The 21693-nt window shown below is 63.1% G+C and carries 16 protein-coding genes; 11 read left to right on the top strand and 5 right to left on the bottom strand.

Annotated elements, in window-relative coordinates; genetic code table 11:
• Window positions 1-61: 61 nt before the first annotated feature.
• On the top strand, window positions 62-1360 hold the full coding sequence (gene rlmD, locus ACDA63_RS12930; protein ID WP_373663668.1) for a 23S rRNA (uracil(1939)-C(5))-methyltransferase RlmD: 1299 nt from the start codon (window positions 62-64) through the stop codon (window positions 1358-1360).
• 63 nt (window positions 1361-1423) lie between these two features.
• Here rlmD and ACDA63_RS12925 read toward each other — a convergent pair whose 3' ends face one another.
• Window positions 1424-2116 carry a Bax inhibitor-1/YccA family protein gene (locus ACDA63_RS12925; RefSeq protein WP_373663667.1) on the bottom strand — a complete coding sequence of 231 codons (693 nt, stop codon included), beginning with the start codon at window positions 2114-2116 and terminating at the stop codon, window positions 1424-1426.
• A 169-nt stretch (window positions 2117-2285) separates the two neighbouring features.
• Between ACDA63_RS12925 and tal the strand changes: the two genes are divergently transcribed.
• Complete coding sequence (gene tal, locus ACDA63_RS12920; protein ID WP_373663666.1) at window positions 2286-3350, top strand: transaldolase; 1065 nt, start codon at window positions 2286-2288, stop codon at window positions 3348-3350.
• Between the two features lie 14 nt (window positions 3351-3364).
• On the opposite strand, the gene apaG is transcribed toward tal, so the two are convergent.
• Window positions 3365-3748, bottom strand: coding sequence for a Co2+/Mg2+ efflux protein ApaG (gene apaG / locus ACDA63_RS12915; RefSeq protein ID WP_373663665.1), 384 nt, complete (start codon window positions 3746-3748; stop codon window positions 3365-3367).
• A 127-nt stretch (window positions 3749-3875) separates the two neighbouring features.
• On the opposite strand from apaG, the gene rpe reads away from it, so the two are divergent.
• The 8 genes from rpe to ACDA63_RS12875 all read left to right on the top strand — a co-directional run bounded on the left by rpe (window position 3876) and on the right by ACDA63_RS12875 (window position 17033).
• On the top strand, window positions 3876-4577 hold the full coding sequence (rpe, locus tag ACDA63_RS12910) for a ribulose-phosphate 3-epimerase (protein WP_373663664.1): 702 nt from the start codon (window positions 3876-3878) through the stop codon (window positions 4575-4577).
• 33 nt (window positions 4578-4610) lie between these two features.
• Window positions 4611-5279, top strand: a complete 669-nt coding sequence (locus ACDA63_RS12905; protein WP_373663663.1) for a phosphoglycolate phosphatase — start codon at window positions 4611-4613, stop codon at window positions 5277-5279.
• A gap of 187 nt (window positions 5280-5466) precedes the next feature.
• A complete protein-coding gene (gene trpE, locus ACDA63_RS12900; protein ID WP_373663662.1) occupies window positions 5467-6972 on the top strand; it encodes an anthranilate synthase component I in 1506 nt (501 codons plus the stop codon).
• A gap of 26 nt (window positions 6973-6998) precedes the next feature.
• On the top strand, window positions 6999-7562 hold the full coding sequence (locus ACDA63_RS12895) for an aminodeoxychorismate/anthranilate synthase component II (RefSeq protein ID WP_373663661.1): 564 nt from the start codon (window positions 6999-7001) through the stop codon (window positions 7560-7562).
• 10 nt (window positions 7563-7572) lie between these two features.
• Entirely contained in the window at window positions 7573-8607 is a 1035-nt protein-coding gene (gene trpD / locus ACDA63_RS12890; RefSeq protein WP_373663660.1) for an anthranilate phosphoribosyltransferase, read from the top strand.
• A 17-nt stretch (window positions 8608-8624) separates the two neighbouring features.
• Window positions 8625-9455, top strand: a complete 831-nt coding sequence (gene trpC, locus ACDA63_RS12885; protein ID WP_373663659.1) for an indole-3-glycerol phosphate synthase TrpC — start codon at window positions 8625-8627, stop codon at window positions 9453-9455.
• Window positions 9456-9534: 79 nt separating this feature from the next.
• On the top strand, window positions 9535-13557 hold the full coding sequence (locus tag ACDA63_RS12880; RefSeq protein WP_373663658.1) for a translocation/assembly module TamB domain-containing protein: 4023 nt from the start codon (window positions 9535-9537) through the stop codon (window positions 13555-13557).
• 965 nt (window positions 13558-14522) lie between these two features.
• Complete coding sequence (locus tag ACDA63_RS12875) at window positions 14523-17033, top strand: hypothetical protein (RefSeq protein ID WP_373663657.1); 2511 nt, start codon at window positions 14523-14525, stop codon at window positions 17031-17033.
• 225 nt (window positions 17034-17258) lie between these two features.
• Here ACDA63_RS12875 and ACDA63_RS12870 read toward each other — a convergent pair whose 3' ends face one another.
• Complete coding sequence (locus tag ACDA63_RS12870; RefSeq protein WP_373663656.1) at window positions 17259-18020, bottom strand: hypothetical protein; 762 nt, start codon at window positions 18018-18020, stop codon at window positions 17259-17261.
• A gap of 140 nt (window positions 18021-18160) precedes the next feature.
• A complete protein-coding gene (gene icd / locus ACDA63_RS12865; protein ID WP_373663655.1) occupies window positions 18161-19402 on the bottom strand; it encodes an NADP-dependent isocitrate dehydrogenase in 1242 nt (413 codons plus the stop codon).
• A 249-nt stretch (window positions 19403-19651) separates the two neighbouring features.
• Between icd and ACDA63_RS12860 the strand changes: the two genes are divergently transcribed.
• Window positions 19652-21055 (top strand): hypothetical protein, encoded by a 1404-nt coding sequence (locus ACDA63_RS12860; RefSeq protein ID WP_373663654.1) that lies wholly within the window; start codon window positions 19652-19654, stop codon window positions 21053-21055.
• Window positions 21056-21112: 57 nt separating this feature from the next.
• Here the strand turns inward: ACDA63_RS12860 and ACDA63_RS12855 are convergent, their stop codons facing one another.
• Complete coding sequence (locus tag ACDA63_RS12855; RefSeq protein WP_373663684.1) at window positions 21113-21592, bottom strand: 6-pyruvoyl tetrahydropterin synthase family protein; 480 nt, start codon at window positions 21590-21592, stop codon at window positions 21113-21115.
• Window positions 21593-21693: the final 101 nt, after the last annotated feature.

Genomic DNA, 21693 nt, shown 5'->3' with positions numbered 1-21693 from the left:
CAGACGGCACAAACGGGGCTTGGCAGCGTAAAATCCAGCCCTTTTTGCGGAGCTTGGGCCGATGCCGGTAGTCACCATCGAATCGCTGGACCACGAAGGGCGGGGTGTCGCGCACTTCGAGGGCAAGGCGATCTTTGTCGAGGGCGCGCTGCCGCGCGAACGCGTCGAGTATTCCAGCTATCGCAAGCGCCCGACGTTCGAACAGGCGACCACGACTCGCATCATCAAACCGTCCTCGCAGCGCACGGCGCCGCGGTGCCGTTTCTTCGGCGTGTGTGGCGGGTGCAGCATGCAGCACATGGAACTGGGCGCGCAGGTGGCTGCCAAGCAGCGCGTGCTCGAAGATGCGCTGGCCCACATCGGCCGCACCAAGGCCGAAACGCTGTTTCCTGCCATCTATGGCCCGGGCTGGGGCTACCGCTATCGCGCCCGCATCGGCGTGCGTCTGGTCCCCAAGAAGGGCGGCGTGCTGGTTGGCTTCCATGAAAAGAAGAGCAGCTACATCGCCGACATGACGAGCTGCGAAATCCTGCCGCGCCATATCTCCGATCTGCTCCTGCCCCTGCGCGAGCTGGTGTCGGGCCTGTCGACGCCGGATCGCATTCCGCAGGTCGAAATCGCCGTCGGCGACGACCGTACGGTGCTCGTCCTGCGCAACCTGCTTCCCTTCACCACGCAGGACGAAGCGCGTCTGCTGGCCTTTGGCGAAGCTCATGGCGTCAGCATGTGGCAGCAGCCGGGTGGCCCGGATACGGTCAAGCCGTTGAAGGCCGGCGAATCGGAATTCCTGCAGTACACGCTGCCCGAGTTCGATCTGGCGCTCAAGTTCAAACCGACCGATTTCACGCAGGTGAACGTGGCGATCAATCGCCTGCTGATCCGTCGTTCGATGCAATTGCTCGATCCGCAGCCGGGCGAACGCATCGCCGACCTGTTCTGCGGCCTCGGCAACTTCAGCTTGCCGATCGCCCGCCGTGGCGCCCACGTCGTTGGTGTCGAAGGTAGCGCCACGTTGACCCGGCGCGCGGCCGAAAATGCTGCGGCCAATGGTCTGTCGGAGCGCTCGGAATTCCACGTGGCCAACCTGTTCGAGGCTACGCCGGAAAGCTTCGCTGCACTGGGCAAGCTCGACAAGATGCTGATCGACCCGCCGCGCGAAGGTGCGATCGCCGTCTGCAAGGCGCTGGACGAGAACGCGCCACGCCGTATCGTGTACGTGTCGTGCAACCCGGCGACGCTGGCGCGCGACGCCGAGGTCCTGACGCAGACGAAGGGCTACCGTCTCAAGGGGGCGGGTGTTGCCAACATGTTCCCGCACACGTCGCACGTTGAATCGATTGCTCTGTTCGAGCGCGATTGATTGCAGCGTTCGCAGGACGAAAAAAAGCCCGCTGATGCGGGCTTTTTTGTGGGCCGTCGGTTTTCAGTCGCGATTGCCACCGAGGAAACCGAGAATCGACAGCAGGCTCTGGAAGATGTTGTACAGATCCAGGTAGATGGCCAGCGTTGCCGTGATGTAGTTGGTTTCACCGCCCGTCACGACGCGGTTGATGTCGTACATCAGGTAGGCCGTGAATACCGCGCAGACCAGTACCGAGATGGTCAGGAACATCGCCGGAACCTGCAGGAAGATGTTGGCAAAGCTCGCGGCCAGCAGGAGCAGCACGCCGATGAACAGGAACTTGCCCATGCCCGACAGGTCGCGCTTGATCGTGGTGGCCAGTGTCGCCATGCCGAGGAAGATCACGCCGGTACCGCCCGCGGCAAGTGCGATGAGTTGCCCGCCGTTCGAAAAGCCCAGTGTGAATTGCAGGATGCGCGACAGCATCAGGCCCATGAAGAACGTGAACGCCAGCAGCAAGGCAACGCCGATCGGGCTGTTCTTGAAGCGTTCGATGGCAAAGAAGAAGCCGAAGGCCACTGCCAGGAAGATGACAAAGCTCATTGCCGGGCTGCCGGCGAAGAGCGCGGAAAAGTGCATCTGGATGCCCAGCCAGGCGCCCAGAAGCGTCGGGACCATCGACAGGCCGAGCAGCGCGTACGTATTGCGCAGGACGCGATTGCGCGCCGCGCCGACGTCGCTCGTCGTCGAAACGTTGATCATGCGTTGTTCCATCGAAGATTCTCCAGGGTTCAAGTAAGGCGGCGCGTTCTGCAGGTGTCCGCTCAAGCCTCGTAGACACTTGCGTGCAAATGCGGTTCCCCGCCGACCAGACACGATAGCGGAAAAATGCCCGTCGTGGCGCCTTGCGGCATACTGGACGGCCCGTATGGATGGAGCAAGCATGAACCGCGTCAAGGACATCGCCCGCTTCGGGCAGCAGGTCTGGCTGGATTCCCTGTCACGGCAACTGATTGCCTCTGGCCGCCTGAGGCGCCTCATCGACGAGGATGGCATCGCCGGAGTGACCTCGAACCCGGCCATCTTCGAGCATGCGCTGACGCACGACGCAAGTTATCGCGACGCGCTCGCCGCGTTGCCCGCGGGCGAGCCCGAGGTCCGTTTCGAAGCAGTGGCAATCCCTGACATCCAGGCGGCGTGCGACATATTCCGCCCCTTGTACGACACCTCCGGCGGAGAGGCCGGCTTTGTCAGCTTTGAAGTCTCGCCCCGGCTGGCGCACGATGCGGACGGGACTATCGCCGCGGCCAGGCGCCTGTGGGCGGCCATTGGCCGGCCCAACGCCATGATCAAGATTCCCGCAACAGGTGCCGGCCTGGTGGCGATCGAAGAGAGCATCGCCGCCGGCATCAATGTAAACGTTACTTTGATGTTCTCGCACCGACATGTGCGGGACGTATTCGAGGCCTATTGCCTGGGCCTGCAGAGACGCAGCGCGGCCGGGTTGCCGATCGACCGCATACGCTCGGTGGCGAGCGTGTTCGTGTCGCGCTGGGATACGCTACTCGATCCGCTGCTCGCAACGCGCGCGCCCGAGCTGGCCGGCAAGGTGGCAATCTCCCTTGCGCGGCGGGCCTACCAGTTCTGGAAGCATCGTTTCGGTCCCGGCAGCAGCTTCGCCGCCCTGGCGGCGCGAGGTGCGCAGCCGCAGCGACTGCTCTGGGCCAGTACCGGGGTAAAGAACCCGGCGTATCGGGATACGCTCTATGTCGAAAGCCTGATCGGCCCGCACACTGTCGACACCGTGCCCGAGTCCACGCTGGAGGCCTTTCGGGACCATGGCGAGGCCTCATCACAGCTTGAGCAGGGTGTAGAAGATGCGTCGGCGGTGATTGATCATCTTGCGCGTATCGGCATCGATCTCGAAGCGCACGCCGATGCATTGCAGGAAGAAGGTCTGGCGTCTTTCGCCAAGGCGTTTTCCGCCTTGCTCGAGCGCGCCGCCTGAGCAGCGCCGGTGCCTCAGTGGAGCACGCGCGGGCCGCTGAGGATGAACTCCGGGATCGGAGCGTCGAAGTGCGCGCCGTCGGAGGCTTCCATCTGATAGCTGCCGCTCATGGTGCCGAAAGCGGTCTCCAGCGTGCAGCCGCTGCTGTACTCGAAGCTCTGGCCCGGCTCGATGACCGGCTGCTCGCCGACCACGCCGAGCCCGCGCACTTCCTGCACCTTGCCGTTGGCGTCGGTTATGATCCAGTGTCGGCTGACGAGCCGGGCTGCCACATCGCCGCTATTGCGGATCACGATGCGGTACGAGAACACGAACGTGTCGTCGTCCGGGTCCGACTGCTCGGGCAGGAAAGTCGATTGAGCCTGCACATCGATTTGATATTTGCGTTCTTTGCTCATGATTGGCAGGGTGTGCGAAGTAAAGCTTCCCGCGTCCAGGCGCGGTCAAGCCATAATCCTCGTTAGTAGACCAGATTTCCAACGTTATAGCGCGCCAGCCGACGCCCGCATCCCCAAGAATACGAACATGAGCAACCCCAGCTATCGCATTGCCCCCAGCCTGCTTTCCGCCGATTTCGCCCGCCTGGGCGCCGAAGTGACCGATGTCGTCGCCTCTGGCGCAGACTGGCTGCACTTCGATGTAATGGACAACCACTACGTGCCGAACCTCACCATCGGTCCGCTGGTGTGCGAGGCCATTCGCCCGGTTACGCAGGCCCCGATCGACGTGCACCTGATGGTCGAGCCGGTCGATGCGCTGGTCCCGATGTTCGCCAAGGCTGGCGCCAACATCATTACTTTCCACCCCGAAGCGTCGCGCCACGTCGATCGCACCCTGCAGCTCATCCGCGACAACGGCTGCCAGGCCGGCCTGGTCTTCAATCCGGCCACGCCGCTGAACTGGCTCGATCACGTCATGGACAAGATCGACCTGATCATGCTGATGTCGGTAAACCCGGGGTTCGGCGGCCAGCAGTTCATCCCCGAAACCCTGGCCAAACTCGGGGCGGCGCGTGCGCGGCTGGATGCGTACGAGCGCCAAACCGGACGCCGCATCCTGCTCGAGATCGACGGCGGGGTGAAGCCCGCCAACATCGCCGAAATTGCAGCCGCTGGCGCCGACACGTTCGTGGCCGGCTCGGCTGTCTTCGGCGCACGCCGTGCGGAAGATCCGCACGGTTACGATACGGTGATCGCGGCCATGCGCACAGCGCTGGCAGCGGTCTGAGCCCAACGTCTTACTTGCAGGTGGCATGAACCCATGACAACGCGCGCAGTGCTCTTCGATCTGGACGGTACGCTGGTTGATTCGATCCCTGATCTGGCCGAGGCGGTTCGCCTGATGCTGGCCGAACTCGGGGAGCCTTCGCGCAGCGAGCAAGAGACACGTGGCTTCGTCGGCAAGGGCATTCCGCACCTGGTGCGCAGTGCGCTGGCGGCCGGTCGCGCACCGCGCAACGATGACGAAGTACGTCGTGCAATCTCGGTGTTCTCGCGTCACTACGCCGTGACCAACGGACGCAAGACGACCATCTACCCCGGCGTGTTGTCGGGCTTGTCGGCGTTGCACAAGCTCGGCGTGCGCATGGGCTGCATCACCAACAAGGACGCGGCTTTCACGCAGGCGCTGCTGCGCCAGTTGGGACTGGCGCAATACTTCGGCGCCGTCGTCAGCGGCGACACGCTGCCGCAAAAGAAGCCCGAACCGCACCAACTGTGGCATGCCTGCGAACAATTGGGCGTGGAGCGTGGCGAGGCGCTGATGGTGGGCGACTCGGTCAACGACGCCCTGGCGGCCCGCAACGCCGGCATCCGTGTATTCCTCGTGACCTATGGGTATAGCGAAGGCGTGCCGGTGGACACTATCGATTGCGACGGGTTACTATCCTCCGTCGTCGAATTGCCTGCCAGACTAGGTTTGGCAGGCTGACAGATCATTCCGAGATATTCGTGACCCAACCAAGCTTGTTCCGCGTGAAGGAGTGCCTCCCGAATCGCGCCACCGTGTCGTGGCAGCGCATCGGGTACTCGTGGCGTGTCCGCCACTGAACGCACACGCGGCTAAGCAGCCGCCCCGCAGGTTCGCCTGCACACCCGAACAAGCAATTGGAGTCACGATGACCGAAGCCGAATTCCTGGCGCTGGCCGCGCAGGGTTACAACCGTATCCCCCTGACGCTGGAAACCTTCGCCGACCTCGACACCCCGCTGTCGATCTACCTCAAGCTCGCCAACGAACCGTACACGTACCTGCTCGAATCCGTGCAGGGGGGTGAGAAGTTCGGGCGCTATTCCATCATCGGCCTGCGCGCGCATACCCGGATCGAAGTGCGCGGCCGTTCGGTATTGCTGGTATCCAACGATCGTCTGGTCGAGCGTCGCGACTACGGCGATCCGCTGGCCTACGTCGGCGAATTCACCCAGCGCATCAAGGTTCCGCCGCGCGCCGGACTGCCGCGTTACTGTGGTGGCCTGGTTGGCTACTTCGGCTACGACACCGTGCGTTACATCGAGCCCAAGCTGGCGGCCTCGCAGCCGGAGCAAGACCCGCTCGAAACGCCGGACATGCTGCTCCTGCTGTCCGAAGAGATCGCTATCGTCGACAACCTCTCCGGCAAGCTGACGCTGGTGGTATACGCCGAGCCCGAAGTGCCTGGCGCCTACAAGCGCGCGCAACGTCGCCTCAAGGAGCTCGTCGCCAAGTTGCGCGAGCCGGTGCAGATTCCGCAGGATGTGAGTGTCGAGCCGCAACCGGCGGTGTCGGTCACGGGCGAAGAAGAATTCAAGAACGCCGTCCGCCGCGCCAAGCAATACATCGTCGATGGCGACATCATGCAGGTCGTGCTCTCGCAGCGCATGAAGAAGCCGTTCGCGGCGAGCCCGATGGCGCTGTACCGCACGCTGCGGGCGCTCAACCCGTCGCCGTACATGTTCTTCTTCAACTTCGAGGACTTCCACGTCGTCGGCGCTTCGCCCGAAATCCTCGTCAAGCTGGAAGAAGAAGGTGGACAGCAGAAAGTCACCGTACGCCCCATCGCCGGCACCCGCCGCCGCGGTGCGACGCATGACGAAGACCTGGCACTCGAGCGCGAACTGCTGGCTGATCGCAAGGAGCTCGCCGAGCACCTGCAACTGCTCGACCTTGGCCGCAACGACGTCGGTCGCGTGGCCGCCACGGGTACCGTCAAGGTGACCGAACGCTTCACCATTGAACGCTATTCACACGTCATGCACATCGTGTCGAACGTTGAAGGTGTGCTGCCCGAGTCCACCGACAAGCGCGCGGCCGCCCTGCAGGTGCTGCGCGCCGCGTTCCCGGCCGGCACGGTGTCCGGCGCGCCGAAGGTGCGCGCCATGCAGATCATCGATGAACTCGAACCGCTCAAGCGTGGTGTGTACGCCGGCGCGGTCGGCTACCTTGGATTCGATGGCGATCTCGATGTGGCCATCGCGATCCGCACGGCCGTCATCAAGAACGGCGAGCTCCACGTGCAGGCAGGCGCCGGCATCGTGGCCGATTCCGATCCCGAAACCGAATGGCAGGAAACGCTCAGCAAGGCCCGCGCACAGATGCGCGCCGCCGAGCTTGCAGAGCGCGGGCTCGATACCCGCTTCGCCGTTTGATCCGGATACTGAAAAGGAATCGCGCCATGCTGTTCATGCTGGATAACTACGACAGTTTTACCTACAACATCGTGCAATACCTCGGCGAGCTGGGGGCCGATGTACGTGTGCATCGCAACGACCAGATCACCATCGAGCAGATCGAGGCCATGCGCCCCGAGCGGATCGTGGTGTCGCCCGGACCGTGCTCGCCGGCCGAAGCCGGCATTTCGATCGAACTGATTCGCCACTTTGCCGGCAAGCTGCCGATCCTCGGCGTCTGCCTTGGGCATCAGAGTATCGGTGCGGCGTTTGGCGGCGAGATCGTGCACGCCAAGCAGCTCATGCACGGCAAGACTTCGCCGATTCATCACCATGATGTCGGCATATTCAAGGGTCTGCCCAACCCATTTACGGCGACGCGCTACCACTCGCTCGCTATCCGCCGCGAGACTTTGCCGGATTGCCTCGAAGTCACGGCCTGGACCGAAGACGGCGAGATCATGGGCGTGCGCCACAAGACGCTGGCCATCGAGGGGGTGCAGTTCCATCCCGAATCGATCATGACCGAAGGTGGTCACGATTTGCTGCGTAACTTCCTGAATAACTGAGGCGCCGGACATGACTCCCCAAGAAGCATTGCAGCGCGTGATCGAACACCGCGAGATTTTTCACGAAGAGATGACCGATCTGATGCGACAGATCATGTCGGGCGAGGTCTCGCCCACGCTGACTGCCGCCATCCTGACCGGCCTGCGCGTGAAGAAAGAAACCATCGGTGAGATCGCCGCCGCCGCCGGTGTGATGCGCGCTTTCGCCAACAAGGTCGACGTGCCCGCTGACAAGTTGTCCAACTTTGTCGACATCGTCGGCACGGGTGGTGACGGCGCGCAGACTTTCAATATTTCGACTGCGTCGATGTTCGTTGCCGCAGCAGCCGGAGCGCGCATCGCCAAGCACGGTGGCCGCAGCGTCAGCTCCAAGTCGGGCAGCGCCGATGTACTCGAAGCGCTCGGCGTCAATATCATGCTGTCGCCGGAGCAGGTGGCCGAATGCATTGAAGAAGTCGGCATCGGTTTCATGTTCGCGCCCAATCATCATCCGGCCATGAAGAACGTGGCCCCGGTGCGTCGCGAAATGGGCGTGCGCACCATGTTCAACATTCTTGGTCCGCTCACCAATCCGGCGGGCGCGCCGAACATTCTGATGGGCGTGTTCCACGAAGACCTCGTCGGCATCCAGGTGCGCGTCATGCAGCGCATGGGCGCGCAGCATGCCATCGTTGTGTATGGCCGGGACGGACTCGACGAAGTGTCGCTCGGCGCCGGCACGATGGTCGGAGAACTGAAGGACGGGGAGGTGCGCGAATATGAAGTGCACCCGGAAGACTTCGGTATCCAGATGGCCTCTACGCGCCAGATCCGTGTGGCCGATGCCAATGAGTCCAAGGGCCTGCTCATCGGGGCGCTCGACAACGTGGCCGGCACGGCGCGCGAAATCGTTGTGCTCAATGCGGGCACGGCGCTGTATGCCGCCAATGTGGCGGACAGTATCGGCGACGGTGTGGCGCGCGCACGCGAAGTCATCGCCTCGGGCGCGGCACGGGCCAAGCTCGAACAGTTCGTCGCCAAGACGCAATCGTTCGCCAGGGCGTAAGGGGCGAGGGAATAGACATGTCTGACATCCTGCAAAAAATCCTCGCCACCAAGCGTCGCGAGATCGAGATCGCCGAGCGCGAGATTTCGCGCGAAGCCATCGTCAAACGTGCGCGAGGCGGTGCCGCGCCGCGCGATTTCGTCGGCGCCATCCGCAGCAAGATCGACGCGGACTGCGCAGCGGTGATCGCCGAAGTCAAAAAGGCCAGCCCGTCCAAGGGCGTCCTGCGCGAAGACTTCCGTCCTGCCGACATTGCCGCGTCGTACGAGCGTGGCGGCGCAGCCTGCTTGTCGGTGCTCACCGATCGCGATTACTTCCAGGGCTCGCCGGACTACCTGCGTGCTGCGCGCGATGCCTGCGCATTGCCGGTGCTGCGCAAGGACTTTCTGGTCGACGGCTATCAGGTCTTTGAAGCGCGTGCGATGGGGGCTGATTGCATCCTGCTGATCGTTGCCGCATTCCTGCCGCCCGAAGGCGTGGTGGGCCTGTCCGCGGCACGCGCCGCGCAGGCGGGTCTGCGCGATCTGGAGTCGCTGGCTCACGACCTGGGTATGGCCGTACTGGTGGAAGTGCATGACGCCGACGAACTGGATATTGCGCTGGAGCTGGCCACGCCATTGGTGGGCATCAACAACCGTAACCTGCGCACATTCGAAGTTACGCTCGATACCACGCTTGGCCAGCTTTCGCGCATCCCGGATGATCGTGTGGTGGTGACGGAAAGCGGCATTCTCGGCCGCGAAGACGTGCAGCGCATGCGCGGGAACGGCGTCAATGCCTTCCTGGTCGGCGAAGCCTTCATGCGCGCCGAAGATCCCGGTGCTCAACTGGCCGCGTTGTTTGGTTGAGGGCTGACGCCAGGCATCGGCGCCGCGCGCGTTTTGCGCCATACTCGCTCGACAGCCCCAACATGGATGGAGGCCGCGGGTGAGCGAAGAGCCCTCGACCGAACCCTCGCAAGAAGAAACGCCAAAAACCCCCACGCCAGCGCCCCGGCGATTCCGACCGTGGCGCTGGCTTCGTCATGCGCTCGTCACCTGCGTGGCGATCGTATTGCTCGCCTGCGCTGCACTCGCATGGGTGGTTGGCACCGAGACCGGCGGTCGTGTCGGGCTCAACATGGCGTCGAATGTCTTGGGCGGCATCTTCAAGGTCGACGGCTGGAAAGGGCGCTTGCTGGACCAGTGGCAGGTCGACCGTTTCGAACTGAGGCTGGCGCATTTCCGGCTCGTTGCGACGAACGCTGACGTCAGTTGGCGACTGCCGCCCCTGTTGTCTGCCGACATCCAGCTGCAATGGTTGCGTGTGGGCAGCCTCGATATCCGGACCGCGCCGAGCGAGCCAGCGACGCCGTCCACCGGCGCGCCGCGCGACGTGCTGTTGCCGGTCGCCATTCACGCGCAGGAAGTCAAAGTCGGCACGCTCACCATTGGTCAGCTTGTCGATACGCAAACGCAGCCCGACCCCTATCTCAAGTTGACCGACATCGTCGGGCAGGTGGATAGCGACGCCGAGCGTCACATCGTGGACCAGCTTGCCGTCACGACGCCGGCCGGGCGCGTGACCGGCAATGCGCGCATGGGGACCGTGTCGCCATTTCCGCTGCTGGTTCAGGCGACGCTCGCCGGTACGCTCGACGCCCGAGCGATGACGGTCAACGCCAGGGCAGAGGGGACGCTTCTGCAGCCGCACGTGGTCGCCCGCGTCGAAGGCGACGGTGTCGAAGGCGATGCCGATATCGCCGCGCAGCCCTTCGAACCTGTGCCGCTGCAACGTGCCCGTCTGTCGTTCCGCAATCTCGATCCGGCTTCATTCCACCCGCAGGCTCCGCACGCACGGCTCGATATCTCCGCCGATCTGACGCCGAGCATCGATCCGGCCGCCACGGCGACGGGGGTAGCGGCGTGGCGGGTTGCGGGGCCGATCGACATCGCGAACAAAGAGCCGGGCGGCGCCGATCATGGGCGCATTCCCGTCGAGCGGCTGACCAGCGCGCTGACATGGTCGGCGGGGCTGCTGACGGCAGATCGCCTGCGTATCGAAGTGCCGGGCCGGGGCGTGGTGTCCGGCGTCGTTTCCTGGCGGCCTGCCAAGGACGACGTCATGGGGCGCATCGAAGGTCGCCTCCAATTGAGCAACGTAGACCCAAGCCGCATTTATTCGACGCTTGCTCCGATGCGCGTGTCGGGTGACGCCAGCGCGGTGGCGCGCAGCGACGACCAGACCTTCAATGTGCGCCTCACGTCCGATCGTTTCCGCCTGACGGCCCAGGGCGAACAGCGTGCCGGTGTGCTGCGCCTGTCGCGTGCGGAACTGGCGCACGGTACGTCGGCCGTTGCCGTCAGTGGGCAGATGGCTCTGCGTGGTACGCAACAGTTCTCGGTGCAGGGGACAACGGCGCATTTCGATCCCCGGCAATGGGTGACGACGGCGCCGCAGGGCGACCTGAACATCAAGTTTGCGCTGAACGGGCAAGTCTCGCCGACGTGGCAGGCCAGGGCGGAGATCGATCTGGGCGACAGCCGCCTTGCAGGTCGAGCGCTGAGTGGTGGTGGTCGTGTGGCCGCTGCGCCAGGGCGCATCGTCGATGCCGACCTCAATATCAATGTGCTGGAAAACACGCTGCTCCTGAAGGGCGCTTTCGGCCGTGCCGGAGACTTGCTGCAGTACAGCCTCGACGCGCGCCATCTCAATCGCCTCGGCGAAGGTCTGGGCGGTGTGGCGACCATCGAGGGAACGCTTGGCGGTTCGTTGGAAAATCCATCCGGGAAGGTTCAGGCACAGGTCCAGAACCTCGTGCTGCCGGGCGCGGTACGCATTGATCGCGGTACGTTGACGGCGAGCATGCAGGACGGGCTCGATGGCATCTTCCAGGGCAAGCTCGATGTCGGCTCGGTACGCGTGGGCGCCAATGATGAGCCCTATCTGCGGAGCGCCACGGCCAGCATCGACGGCCTGCGCAAGGCGCACACTTTCAGCCTTGCTGCCGACCTGATGCGCGACGAGAAGATGCAGTTGCGCACGCGCGGCGGCTTTGTGGATGGCATGTTCAAGGGAAAGCTCGAACAGTTCGAAGCGAGCGGCCCGGTGACGTTCGCGCTGGCAGGGCCCGTCGATCTGACGGCATCGGCAACGCATGTCGTGCTGGCCGCGGCACGGCTGAAGGCTCAGAACGGCAGTGTCCAACTGACTCAGACGGAATGGAGTCCCCACAAGGTCATCGCGCGGGGCAGTATCTCGGGAGTCGAGATCGGTCTGGTCGAGCCGGATGATGGCTCGCGCACACCGCGCTCCGAACGACGACGCGCACGCACGCTCAAGCTCGGCGGCAGTTGGGACGTGTCTCTGAGCGACAACTCGACGGGATTGATCAAAGTGTTCCGCGAAGGGGGCGACATCATTCTCCAGGGGGATACCCCGGTGGCCCTGGGCGTAGATTCCCTCGAGGCGACGCTTGCCCTGCAGGACAATCGGCTCACTTTCAATGCGCTGGCCAACGGCACGCGATTGGGAAACATCACGCTGGTCGGGTCGGCGGCGACACGTGGCAGCGGAAGCCGTATTCAGCTCGACGACCAGATGCCACTGGTCGGCGTGGGCCATGTGACCATCCCGGCGCTCGACTGGGTCGGACCCTTCATCGATCCGAACCTGCGCACGGCCGGCAGCCTGAACGGGCAATTCAACGTGCTGGGTACGCCGGCCGAGCCGAGGGGTGAAGGCAATCTCAAGGGCGACAAGCTGGAGATCGGCCTTGCGGATCAGGGCATGCGCTTGACCGACGGTTCGCTGCTGCTCTCGTTCGACGCCAGTCAGGTCAAGCTGGAGAGCCTTCGTTTTACGTCGCAGAACCAGGTTCCGGCACCGGACGCGCGGTTGCGCGTGTTGAACCTCAATCGGCCCGGCGGCATCAACGGCACCGGCGCGCTGCAACTGGCGACCGGCAAAGGCGCATTCCGGATCGACGTCGATCGGGTCGGCGTGGCACAACAGCCGAACCAATGGATTCTGTTGTCCGGAACGACGACCATCGATACGGGCTGGGACAGCTTCAACCTCAATGCAAAACTGCGGGCGGACGGCGGTTTCGTGGGAGCGCCCCGGGCTAATGCGCCGTCTTTGTCGGACGATGTGGTCGTGCGCGGTCGCCAGCGCGAGGAACGCGGGATGAGGCTCAATGCCGAGGTGGCGTTCGACTTTGGCGACCAGTTCATCTTGCGGGCCTATGGCATCAACACGTTCCTTGACGGCGTCCTGCGCCTGCGGCTGGTCGCAGGGGAGCCGATGCGCGCAACCGGGTCGATCCGAGCGCGCGATGGCGTCTACGAAGGCTTCGGGCAGCGCCTTGCCATTGACCGCGGGGTGGTGAACTTCCAGGGGCCGATCGACAATCCGGGCTTGAACGTGGTGGCACTTCGTACGGGCTTGCAGGTGGAAGCGGGCGTCGAGATCACGGGGACTGCGCGTTCGCCGCGCGTGCGGCTGGTGTCCCGTCCCAACGTGCCGGAATCGGAAAAACTCTCCTGGATGCTACTCGGACGCGCCAGCGATCCGGGCACCGGCGACGCCGGCTTGCTGCTCTCGGTCGCGGGCGCGGCAATGGGCGGGGAAGGCGGCGAGGGGCCAATCGAGAAGATTCTTCATGGTCTGGGACTGGACGACATCAATTTGTCGCAGTCTTCGAGTACGGAGCGGCCGTTGCAGAGCCAGGTGGCGAGCAACGCGACCGGACTGGGCTCCAGTGTCGGCGCCTCTACCGACTCGGCCAACCAGGTCCTGGTGCTGGGCAAGCGTATTTCGCCACGTGCGCATCTGTCGTTCGAGCAGAATTTCATCGGTACCGAGAGTGTGGTGCGGCTGACCTACACGCTCACGCGCTATCTGTCGCTGATCGCGCGCGCCGGCACAGACAACGCTCTGGATCTCAATTACACAATTGTCTTCCGCTAGCGCAAGGCCCGGCCATTTTGGGTTCAAGATTCTGCCCGTCTGGCCGTATTGAAAATTCAACACTTTCTTCACGGACCTTGACTGTTACAGGGGCTTCTGGTGCCATGCGGTCCTTGGTCAATAATACTTACAAAGTTTGCGCTTGCTGCTCTGCAGCGTAGCGCGGGACATTGATGTTGAATCTCTTTTTTCCGGGTGGCCCCCAATGGCCGGCCCGTCGTATCGCTGTTGCGGTACTGATGGTTTGTTCTTCTGGCGCATTTGCGGCAGACGCTTGTGTCACGGCGGCAGGAAGACTCGCCGCCATGCAGGGGCACGTCGTCCTGTTACGCGCGGGTAGTACCGAATGGTTGCAGATCTCACCGCAGACGACGCTGTGTGCCGGTGATGTGATTGCCACCCGTGACGGGAGCCGCGCCACCGTTGCGTTGACGAATGCCGCACCAGTCTGCGTTGGCGAAAATTCGTCGTACACGGTTCCGCCGATTTCTTCGGGGCCGCCGCAACAGGGTTCTTCCCTCATCCAGGATGTCTGCCAGGTGAGTGTCACAGAAGGCCGTGTGCAGGCATTGTCCTCAACCGGCGAAGCGCTCGTCGCTGCCGGTGTGGGTGCCGACGGCGCGCGCGACATGGCGCCGCTGCCAATCGAAATCCGACCCGACCAATCGGTTCGGTGGGCGATCCACTATCCGCAGATCGTGTCGATCTCACCCGCAGCGCTGGATGCAATGCCTGCAGCGCAGCGAGAGGACGCCCAACTGGCCCAGTCCCAGGGTCTGACCGGCAATTATCAGATGGCTGCCGCCGTTCTCGAGCCGGCGGGGTCGGTTGCTTCGCCTGCAGCGCGCGCATATCGAGCCAACATGCTGTTGGCCATCGGCCGCTTTGACGAAGCGCGCGACATCATCAGCGTGCTCGATCCACAGAAGGACGCCAACGCCGCAGCACTCATGGCGATCATCAGTGTGGCGCGCAATCAGGCTGCGGAGGCCATGGAGTACGCAAGCCGCGCCGTCGCGCTGGATGCGAAGTCGTCAACGGCACGCTTGGCGCTTTCGTACGCATGGCAGTCGCAGCGCGATCTGTCGAAGGCGCTGACTGAAGCGCGTCTGGCAACCGAACTGAATCCGTCGGACGCTCTGGCCTGGGCGCGCCGTGCAGAAATCGAGGTTGTCATGTCCGCGCCGGACGAGGCCCAGGCATCGCTCGACAAGGCCATCGCGCTGGAGCCGGACCTGCCCCGCGCCCAGGCCTTGAAGGGATTTATTGCGCTGGCCAAGGGTGACGCCGATGCGGCGCTGGCGCTCTTCAATACTGCAATCGAACATAACGCCGCTGAACCGCTGGCCTGGTATGGACGAGCCATGGCGCGTATCCGCCTTGGCCAGAACGACGACGGGCGCCGTGATCTCGAAGTGGCCGTGACGCTCGATCCTGGCAACGCGGAACTGCGTGCCTATCTGGCGCGCTCATACGCCGACGCCGATCGCATGGATGAAGCCGTCGCGCAGAACGATCTGGCACGCAGGCTTGATCCGCTCAGTCCGACGCCCTGGTATTTCGAAGCATTGCGCCGGCAGGACGCCAACGACCCCGTGGGCGCCATCCAGGCGGCCGAGGAGGCCCAACGCCGCAACGGCAACCGTACGGTGCTGCGACCGGCCTCGTTGATTGGCCAGGACAGCGCAACGCGCGAAGCGAACATGTCCAGATCGTACGAGATGATGGGCTGGTACGGGGCGATGCAGCGCGCAGCGGCGGACGCCGTGACGCGGGACCCGCAAAGTGGTGCTGCGCATCACTTCCTCGCAAGCGCGTTGGCCAATGAAGGACAGTCTGAATTCGCGCGCATGTCCTCGCTGCTGCAGGCGCAGTTGCGCCAGCGTCCTGGCCAATGGCCACTACCGCCGCAGTATTACGTTCCCGGCCTGCCGATCCTGGATGGGCCCCGCGCGCTGTCGACGGAAGAGACCTCGGATCTGTTCGAACGTCAGCCGAATCACTTCTCCGTGTCAGCCATTGGTGGCAACAACGGCACCATTGGCGGCAGCCTCCTCGCTTCGCACGCGTGGCAGACAGGCCAGATATCGGCGGGCTATTTTGACTATCGCACGGACGGCTGGCGCGAGGGGAGCGACTTCCGCACACGCGCGGCACAGATCGACATCCAGCAGCAGCTCACGTCCAAGCTGACCATCTACGGTCAGATCCGGCAGCAGGAGCGCAGCAGCGGCGATCTGATCCAGGCGCTTGCGCCGAATCTGGCAGGTTCGACGCAAACACACCGGAATACCACCTACGACGTAGGTCAGGCCGGCTTCCGGTATGACGTGTCGCCCAATGAACAATGGCTCGGGAATGCTGCTTTCACACATGCGCCGTCAGACTTCATCAAGGTGCAGCCAATAAACAAAGTGACCACTTTCCAGTCCGAAGGGGAGGGGCGCACCAACGCCCGGGTCGCCGAGTTGCAGTATCTGCACGCATGGGAAACGCAAAGCGTTCAAGCCGGCGGCGGCACCTACAACGAAACCGGGTCACAGGGCTACGTCATCTACATTAATCCCGGCCATCGCCTGCTGACGTCGTCGTCTTCCATGGGGTTTGGGCGACACGATAATGCCTATGCAATTTGGCAGGGCCGCTATGGCGATGGTTGGACGCTTTTTGGTGGCGCCTCGTACGACCAGATGGAGTCGAGCGGCAATTTCCGACTGGGGAAATGGAGCCCCAAGCTTGGTGTTTCGTACGCCATGCCGTCGGGGCTGACATTGAGAGCGGCCGGCTATCGAAGCGTGGCCTCTTTCTCCACGCTTCAGCAAAGCCTGCGTCCGGCGACATTTAATGGCTTTACCGACGCGCCGGAGGATTCTTCGGGGACCGTCTCGACGCGGTATGTGATCGCCGCAGACCAACGTTTCGGAACTACGGCCAAGGCGGGCGTCGAATTGTCGGCGCGCAGTGTGCACGTGCCAGGAATGGGATGCCCAGGTGCGGAATGCACGGCATATTGGCCGGAGCGAGCGCATCGCGCCTATGCGTCGTGGGCGCCGTTGGAGTGGCTGGCGTTGACGGCAGAATGGCGTTACGACTCAGTGCACAGGCCGCTTGCGTTTGACGAAAAAGCAACCAATGGTGTCGCCACGCCGATGCGCATCAGGACACAGCAGATCCCGCTCAGAGCGTGGGTTCGTTTGGGGGCGGGATTTTCGTCTTCGGTTGAAGTGCGTCAGGTGCGACAGGATGTTCTCGGATGGTCCAATTACTCCAATTCGCTATGGTCCGACAATTTCTGGGTGACCAATGTGAGTGTGCGCCAGAGCATTGATGGTGATCGTTACTGGTGGGAGTTTGCCATCAACAATCTGTTCGATCGTGACTTCCAGTTTCAGGACAGTACTGCGACCGGAAGTACTCATCCCCCCGAGTTTCTACCGGGACGCAGCTATTCGTTGCGCGTCAGCGCCCGCTGGTAGGGCTCTGTATAGTCATTAACCGAAGGATCTTCACATGACGGCTATCCGTTCCATTGCTGCCTCGCTGTTCCTTGCATTCGTTGCGTCGTCCGCCCCTACCGCGGTGGCTGCAGAATCTGTGCTCACGGCGGCATCTAACGATTGCATACTTGTTTGGTATTGCGACGGCACGGACTGTTACTGGGTCCCTGTCTGCTGAGAGCATTTGAGTCGAGCGCTCCAACGCTACTGTGCCACCGCCCCCAGCGGTATGAACTGCATGAGCGGTGCGCCGAGCAGGCCTTGTACGTAGTCGATCGCTGAGCGGCGGTATTTTTCATCCGTCATGGCGGCCAGAAGTTCGAGCCGGCCCATGATGCGGCCGAACTCCCGCTCGAACGACAGATTGCGTGCATCCGGGCCGATTTCGTTCGACAGCAGTAACAGGTTGCCTTGAGGGTCTCGCTTGGTGGACAGCATCCATACGGCGACTTCGATGTTGTGCGACGCATTCGCCAACTGCTGTGCGTCCAGTCCGTGGATCAGATAGAGCTCAGTCCGCCCGCCGTATAGCTCGACGAGCATGGTGCCGAGCGCATAGATCAGCGTGCCGGGCCGGTCGCCCGCGAATGCCGGGTCGAAAGCCAGCGGGAGCGCTGCAACCGAACGCTTGTCCACGCCGGGCAATGCGGCATTTGACAGGATCGCCGTCATTACCCGATTGCGCGATTCTTCGAGCGAAGTTGCCCCCGTTTTTCGCCATTGGGCCGGGTTGCGTCGATAGAGCTTTTCGAGGATCAGTGAAAGGCTTGCGAGGTTGTCGCGCATGGCGAGGTTGGCCACGCGGTTGGAGTCGCTTTGTACGAGTTCGCCGGAAGAGAACGGCTCGCCGTGGATTTCTTTCTGCCTAGGCTCGCTGGAGCAGCCTGCCAGCATGCAGAAGAGTGCCGCGATGCACGCGGCGCGCGCCGGCAATCGTGACAGACCCTGCGAGGAATGTGCTGCCATGGGCGAGTCTTCCGGGGTGATAAGCCCCGTAGAGTATAGTCACCCGATTGCCCCGCTCTTGTCGGACATCGACTGGCACGCACACAAGAAAAATGGCCTCCCGAAGGAGGCCATTTCTTTTCGGCAGGCTCGCTGCGGTATTACATGTGCGAGATCATCGCGTCGCCGAAGGCAGAGCACTTCACTTCGGTCGCACCGTCCATCAGGCGGGCAAAGTCGTAGGTCACGGTCTTGGCGGCGATGGCCTTTTCCATACCCTTGATGACGAGGTCGGCGGCTTCGGTCCAGCCCATGTGACGCAGCATCATTTCGGCCGACAGGATCAGCGAACCGGGGTTCACGTAGTCCTTGCCAGCGTACTTCGGCGCCGTGCCGTGAGTGGCTTCGAAGCAGGCGTACTGGTCGGAGATGTTCGCGCCCGGGGCGATGCCGATGCCGCCGACCTGCGCGGCCAGTGCGTCGGAGATGTAGTCGCCGTTCAGGTTCAGCGTGGCGATGACGTCGTATTCGGCCGGACGCAGCAGGATCTGCTGCAGGAATGCGTCGGCGATGGCGTCCTTGACGATGATTTCACGACCCGTCTTGGGGTTCGTGAACTTGCACCACGGGCCGCCGTCGATCTCGACTGCGCCGAATTCGTTCTTGGCCAGGGCATAGCCGAAGTCGCGGAAGGCGCCTTCGGTGAACTTCATGATGTTGCCCTTGTGCACGATCGTCACGCTCTTGCGATCGTTGTCGATGGCGTACTGGATGGCCGCGCGGACCAGGCGCTCCGTACCTTGCTTGGAAACCGGCTTGACGCCGATGCCGCAGTCTTCGGTGAAGCGGATTTTCTTCACGCCCATTTCGTTCTTGAGGAAGGCGATTACCTTGTTGGCCTGCTCGGAGCCGGCTTGCCATTCCACCCCGGCGTAGATGTCTTCGGTGTTCTCACGGAAGATCACCATGTCGACCAGGTCCGGGCGCTTGAGCGGCGAGGGCACGCCGGTGAAGTAACGCACCGGGCGCACGCATTGGTACAGGTCCAGTTCCTGGCGCAGGGCGACGTTCAGCGAACGGATGCCGCCGCCAACCGGCGTGGTCATCGGGCCCTTGATCGAGATGGAGTAGTCCTTCAGTGCCTGGAAGGTCTCGGCCGGGAACCATTCGTTTTCGCCGTACAGCTTGACCGACTTCTCGCCCGCGTAGACTTCCATCCAGTGGATCTTCTTTTTACCGCCGTAGGCCTTTTCCACGGCTGCGTCGATCACCTTGATCATCACCGGGGTGATGTCCACGCCGATACCGTCGCCCTCGATGAACGGAATGATGGGGTTGTCGGGGAGCGACTGGCCGGGAATGATTTTCTGGCCGCCGGCGGGAACCTTGATCAGCGAAGTCATGGTGTTTCCTCTAGATATGTCGAAGCAGTGCCGCGGGAGCGGCGCCAACTGATATTGATCCGGGTCAAGCTGGATCGCAAAGTTTGCAATTATCGCCCAAATGGCTTCGTCCGTCCAAACGTCCGCGACCGTGATCGGGTTGGCAGCGGCAGCGATCAGCCTTCAAGAAAATCCCCGCCCGCGCCGCTAAAGTGCGCAGGCGCGGCATTGTTCAGGATCGCGCCGTTATACCCATGAAGAGAACTCGCCATGTACTCGAAGCACCTGCTCGCCGTTGCTGTCTGCGGCCTGGTATTTGCCGCTTCATCGCCCGTGGCCAATGCCGCCGGGGTTTTCAGTGTCGATCCCTTGACCGGCTGCAAGGCCTGGAATCCGTATCCGGCGCCCGAAGAGACCATCCGATGGGCTGGCAAGTGCGAAGGGGGCTTGGCGGAAGGCGCCGGCACGCTCAGCTACGTCACGCCCAAAGGCCGCTCTGAGTACACGGGCTTTTGGGTGGCGGGGCGGATGGCGGGGCGTTTTGAGTCCCGCTCGTTCGATGCCGCCGGCAATGCGGCGCCCGGTGGTACGGTGGGCTACAGCGTCGAGCAGGCAGTGCTAGGCGAGTTCTACAACAAGAGCTTCACGTCGGACGATGCTTTCTCGGTCAGTTACTACGAAGGGGGCGCGCTTCGCGGCATCTATCGCCAGAACCAGACCGATAACCGCGAGCGTGCGGCATACCTGGTTGCCGACGGCGATCGCAACAGGCGCATTCGCGCTGTATACCTTGCGCGCTACAACCCGACGACCCGCGGATGGTCATCGTGGCCGGACGCCGAGACCCGGCAGGTCCGGGGCTTCAGTGACTACGTCGTTGTCTCGGGCGACGACGGCCGGTGGTCGCTCGCCAATTGCGCGAATTACGAAGACTGCGTGGCTGTGTTCCGCCAGAAGCTCACCGAATTCGGTTATGCGGAATGGCCAGACACACGCATGGGGCGGATCGATGCGGACTGGAATGCCCGGCGTGCGGAAATCGTAGCGGCCTGGGCCGAGCGCGATAAAGCGCGCGCCGACGCTGCTCGTGCGAAGGAGGAACACGTTCGCATGGTGGCGGGGGCGCCGGCCGACAAGCTGTTTACATACGCCAGCCGCCAGGAGCAGGCCCGCCGCTATGACTGGGCCCTGGATGCCTATCGCACCATCGTCGAGAAATTCCCGAAGAGCAAATTCTTCGATCTGGCTGCCGCGCGCATGCCCGCCGTGCAGGACAAACTTGACCGTCAGATCGAGCAGCAGAAGGTCGATGCGATGCAGGCAGAGCAGGACCGGGCCCGTGCCGAGGCAGAGGTCCGCAAGGCCGAGAACGACGCTCAGCGGCTCAAGCTCGAACAGCAGCGCCAACAGGATCAGAACCAGCGCTACCAGGCCGAGCAGGACCGTCAGCGTCAGCAGCGCCAGGTCGCGTACGACCAATGCACAGCGCGCTACGAGCAGTGCTCGACGGATTGCCTGACCAAGGCGGGCGGAGGCTTGATCGGCGGCATCGCCGGCCTGATCAAACCGAGTTCGGTAAATATGGCGGGACTTAACCAGATCAATCAGCAGGCGCAGGATAGTTGCGCGCGCTGCGACGCCATCCAGAGTCAGTGCGAGGCACTCAAGCCGTGAGCGGAAGGGCCGAACGTACGGAGCGCACCGGGTTGGCCTGTTACGCCGATCCGGACATCAATCGTTAATGGTTGCGCCCGGCGGGGATTCAAATTGCGCCCGGGTGGCGTCGGCCCAGCAGTTGGGCGTTTCGTACAGACGGATGCTCTCTAGCGTGAGGCGCTTGTCGCAGAGTTCGGCAATGCGGGGCGCCAGAATTCGGAACGCCTCGGCTGCCAGGTTTTCCGCCGTGGGCACCACCGGTAACACGACGGTACGGTGATCGGGGAGCGCCTTGAGCATCTCACGCACGACCGTGTCGCCTTCGTACACGAGAAACGCGTGATCCCATACGCCGACGACGTAATCCTTGAGGACTGACTTCACCTCGGAAAAGTCGACCACCATGCCATTGCGCGGATCGCCATCGCGCAAAGTCACATCGCCCGCGACAGTCGCTTCAAGGACGTAACGGTGCCCGTGCATGTGGCGGCACAGGCTACGGTGATCGGGAATCCGATGTCCTGCATCGAATTCGAGGCGGCGGGTAATCAGCACGGGGAAGATGGCGTCGGTCTGGGCGGCTGCCCGGGGTGGCACATTCTACGCGCCCCTGCGCGCGAACAGCAGGGCACGGGCACCAATCCGCCACAAAGATA

It is taken from the genome of Uliginosibacterium sp. sgz301328 (assembly GCF_041807905.1).
Taxonomy (GTDB): Bacteria; Pseudomonadota; Gammaproteobacteria; order Burkholderiales; family Rhodocyclaceae; genus JBGVSA01.
This window is presented reverse-complemented; position numbering and strand designations above follow the sequence as displayed.

What these genes read in the sequence shown, in the direction of transcription:
- apaG (WP_373663665.1), bottom strand. Translation starts at nt 3,748, where the DNA reads ATGAGCAAAGAACGCAAATATCAAATCGATGTGCAGGCTCAATCGACT.
- ACDA63_RS12905 (WP_373663663.1), top strand. Translation starts at nt 4,611, where the DNA reads ATGACAACGCGCGCAGTGCTCTTCGATCTGGACGGTACGCTGGTTGAT.
- ACDA63_RS12925 (WP_373663667.1), bottom strand. Translation starts at nt 2,116, where the DNA reads ATGGAACAACGCATGATCAACGTTTCGACGACGAGCGACGTCGGCGCG.
- rpe (WP_373663664.1), top strand. Translation starts at nt 3,876, where the DNA reads ATGAGCAACCCCAGCTATCGCATTGCCCCCAGCCTGCTTTCCGCCGAT.
- rlmD (WP_373663668.1), top strand. Translation starts at nt 62, where the DNA reads ATGCCGGTAGTCACCATCGAATCGCTGGACCACGAAGGGCGGGGTGTC.
- ACDA63_RS12860 (WP_373663654.1), top strand. Translation starts at nt 19,652, where the DNA reads ATGTACTCGAAGCACCTGCTCGCCGTTGCTGTCTGCGGCCTGGTATTT.
- tal (WP_373663666.1), top strand. Translation starts at nt 2,286, where the DNA reads ATGAACCGCGTCAAGGACATCGCCCGCTTCGGGCAGCAGGTCTGGCTG.
- ACDA63_RS12870 (WP_373663656.1), bottom strand. Translation starts at nt 18,020, where the DNA reads ATGGCAGCACATTCCTCGCAGGGTCTGTCACGATTGCCGGCGCGCGCC.
- ACDA63_RS12895 (WP_373663661.1), top strand. Translation starts at nt 6,999, where the DNA reads ATGCTGTTCATGCTGGATAACTACGACAGTTTTACCTACAACATCGTG.
- icd (WP_373663655.1), bottom strand. Translation starts at nt 19,402, where the DNA reads ATGACTTCGCTGATCAAGGTTCCCGCCGGCGGCCAGAAAATCATTCCC.
- trpC (WP_373663659.1), top strand. Translation starts at nt 8,625, where the DNA reads ATGTCTGACATCCTGCAAAAAATCCTCGCCACCAAGCGTCGCGAGATC.
- trpD (WP_373663660.1), top strand. Translation starts at nt 7,573, where the DNA reads ATGACTCCCCAAGAAGCATTGCAGCGCGTGATCGAACACCGCGAGATT.
- trpE (WP_373663662.1), top strand. Translation starts at nt 5,467, where the DNA reads ATGACCGAAGCCGAATTCCTGGCGCTGGCCGCGCAGGGTTACAACCGT.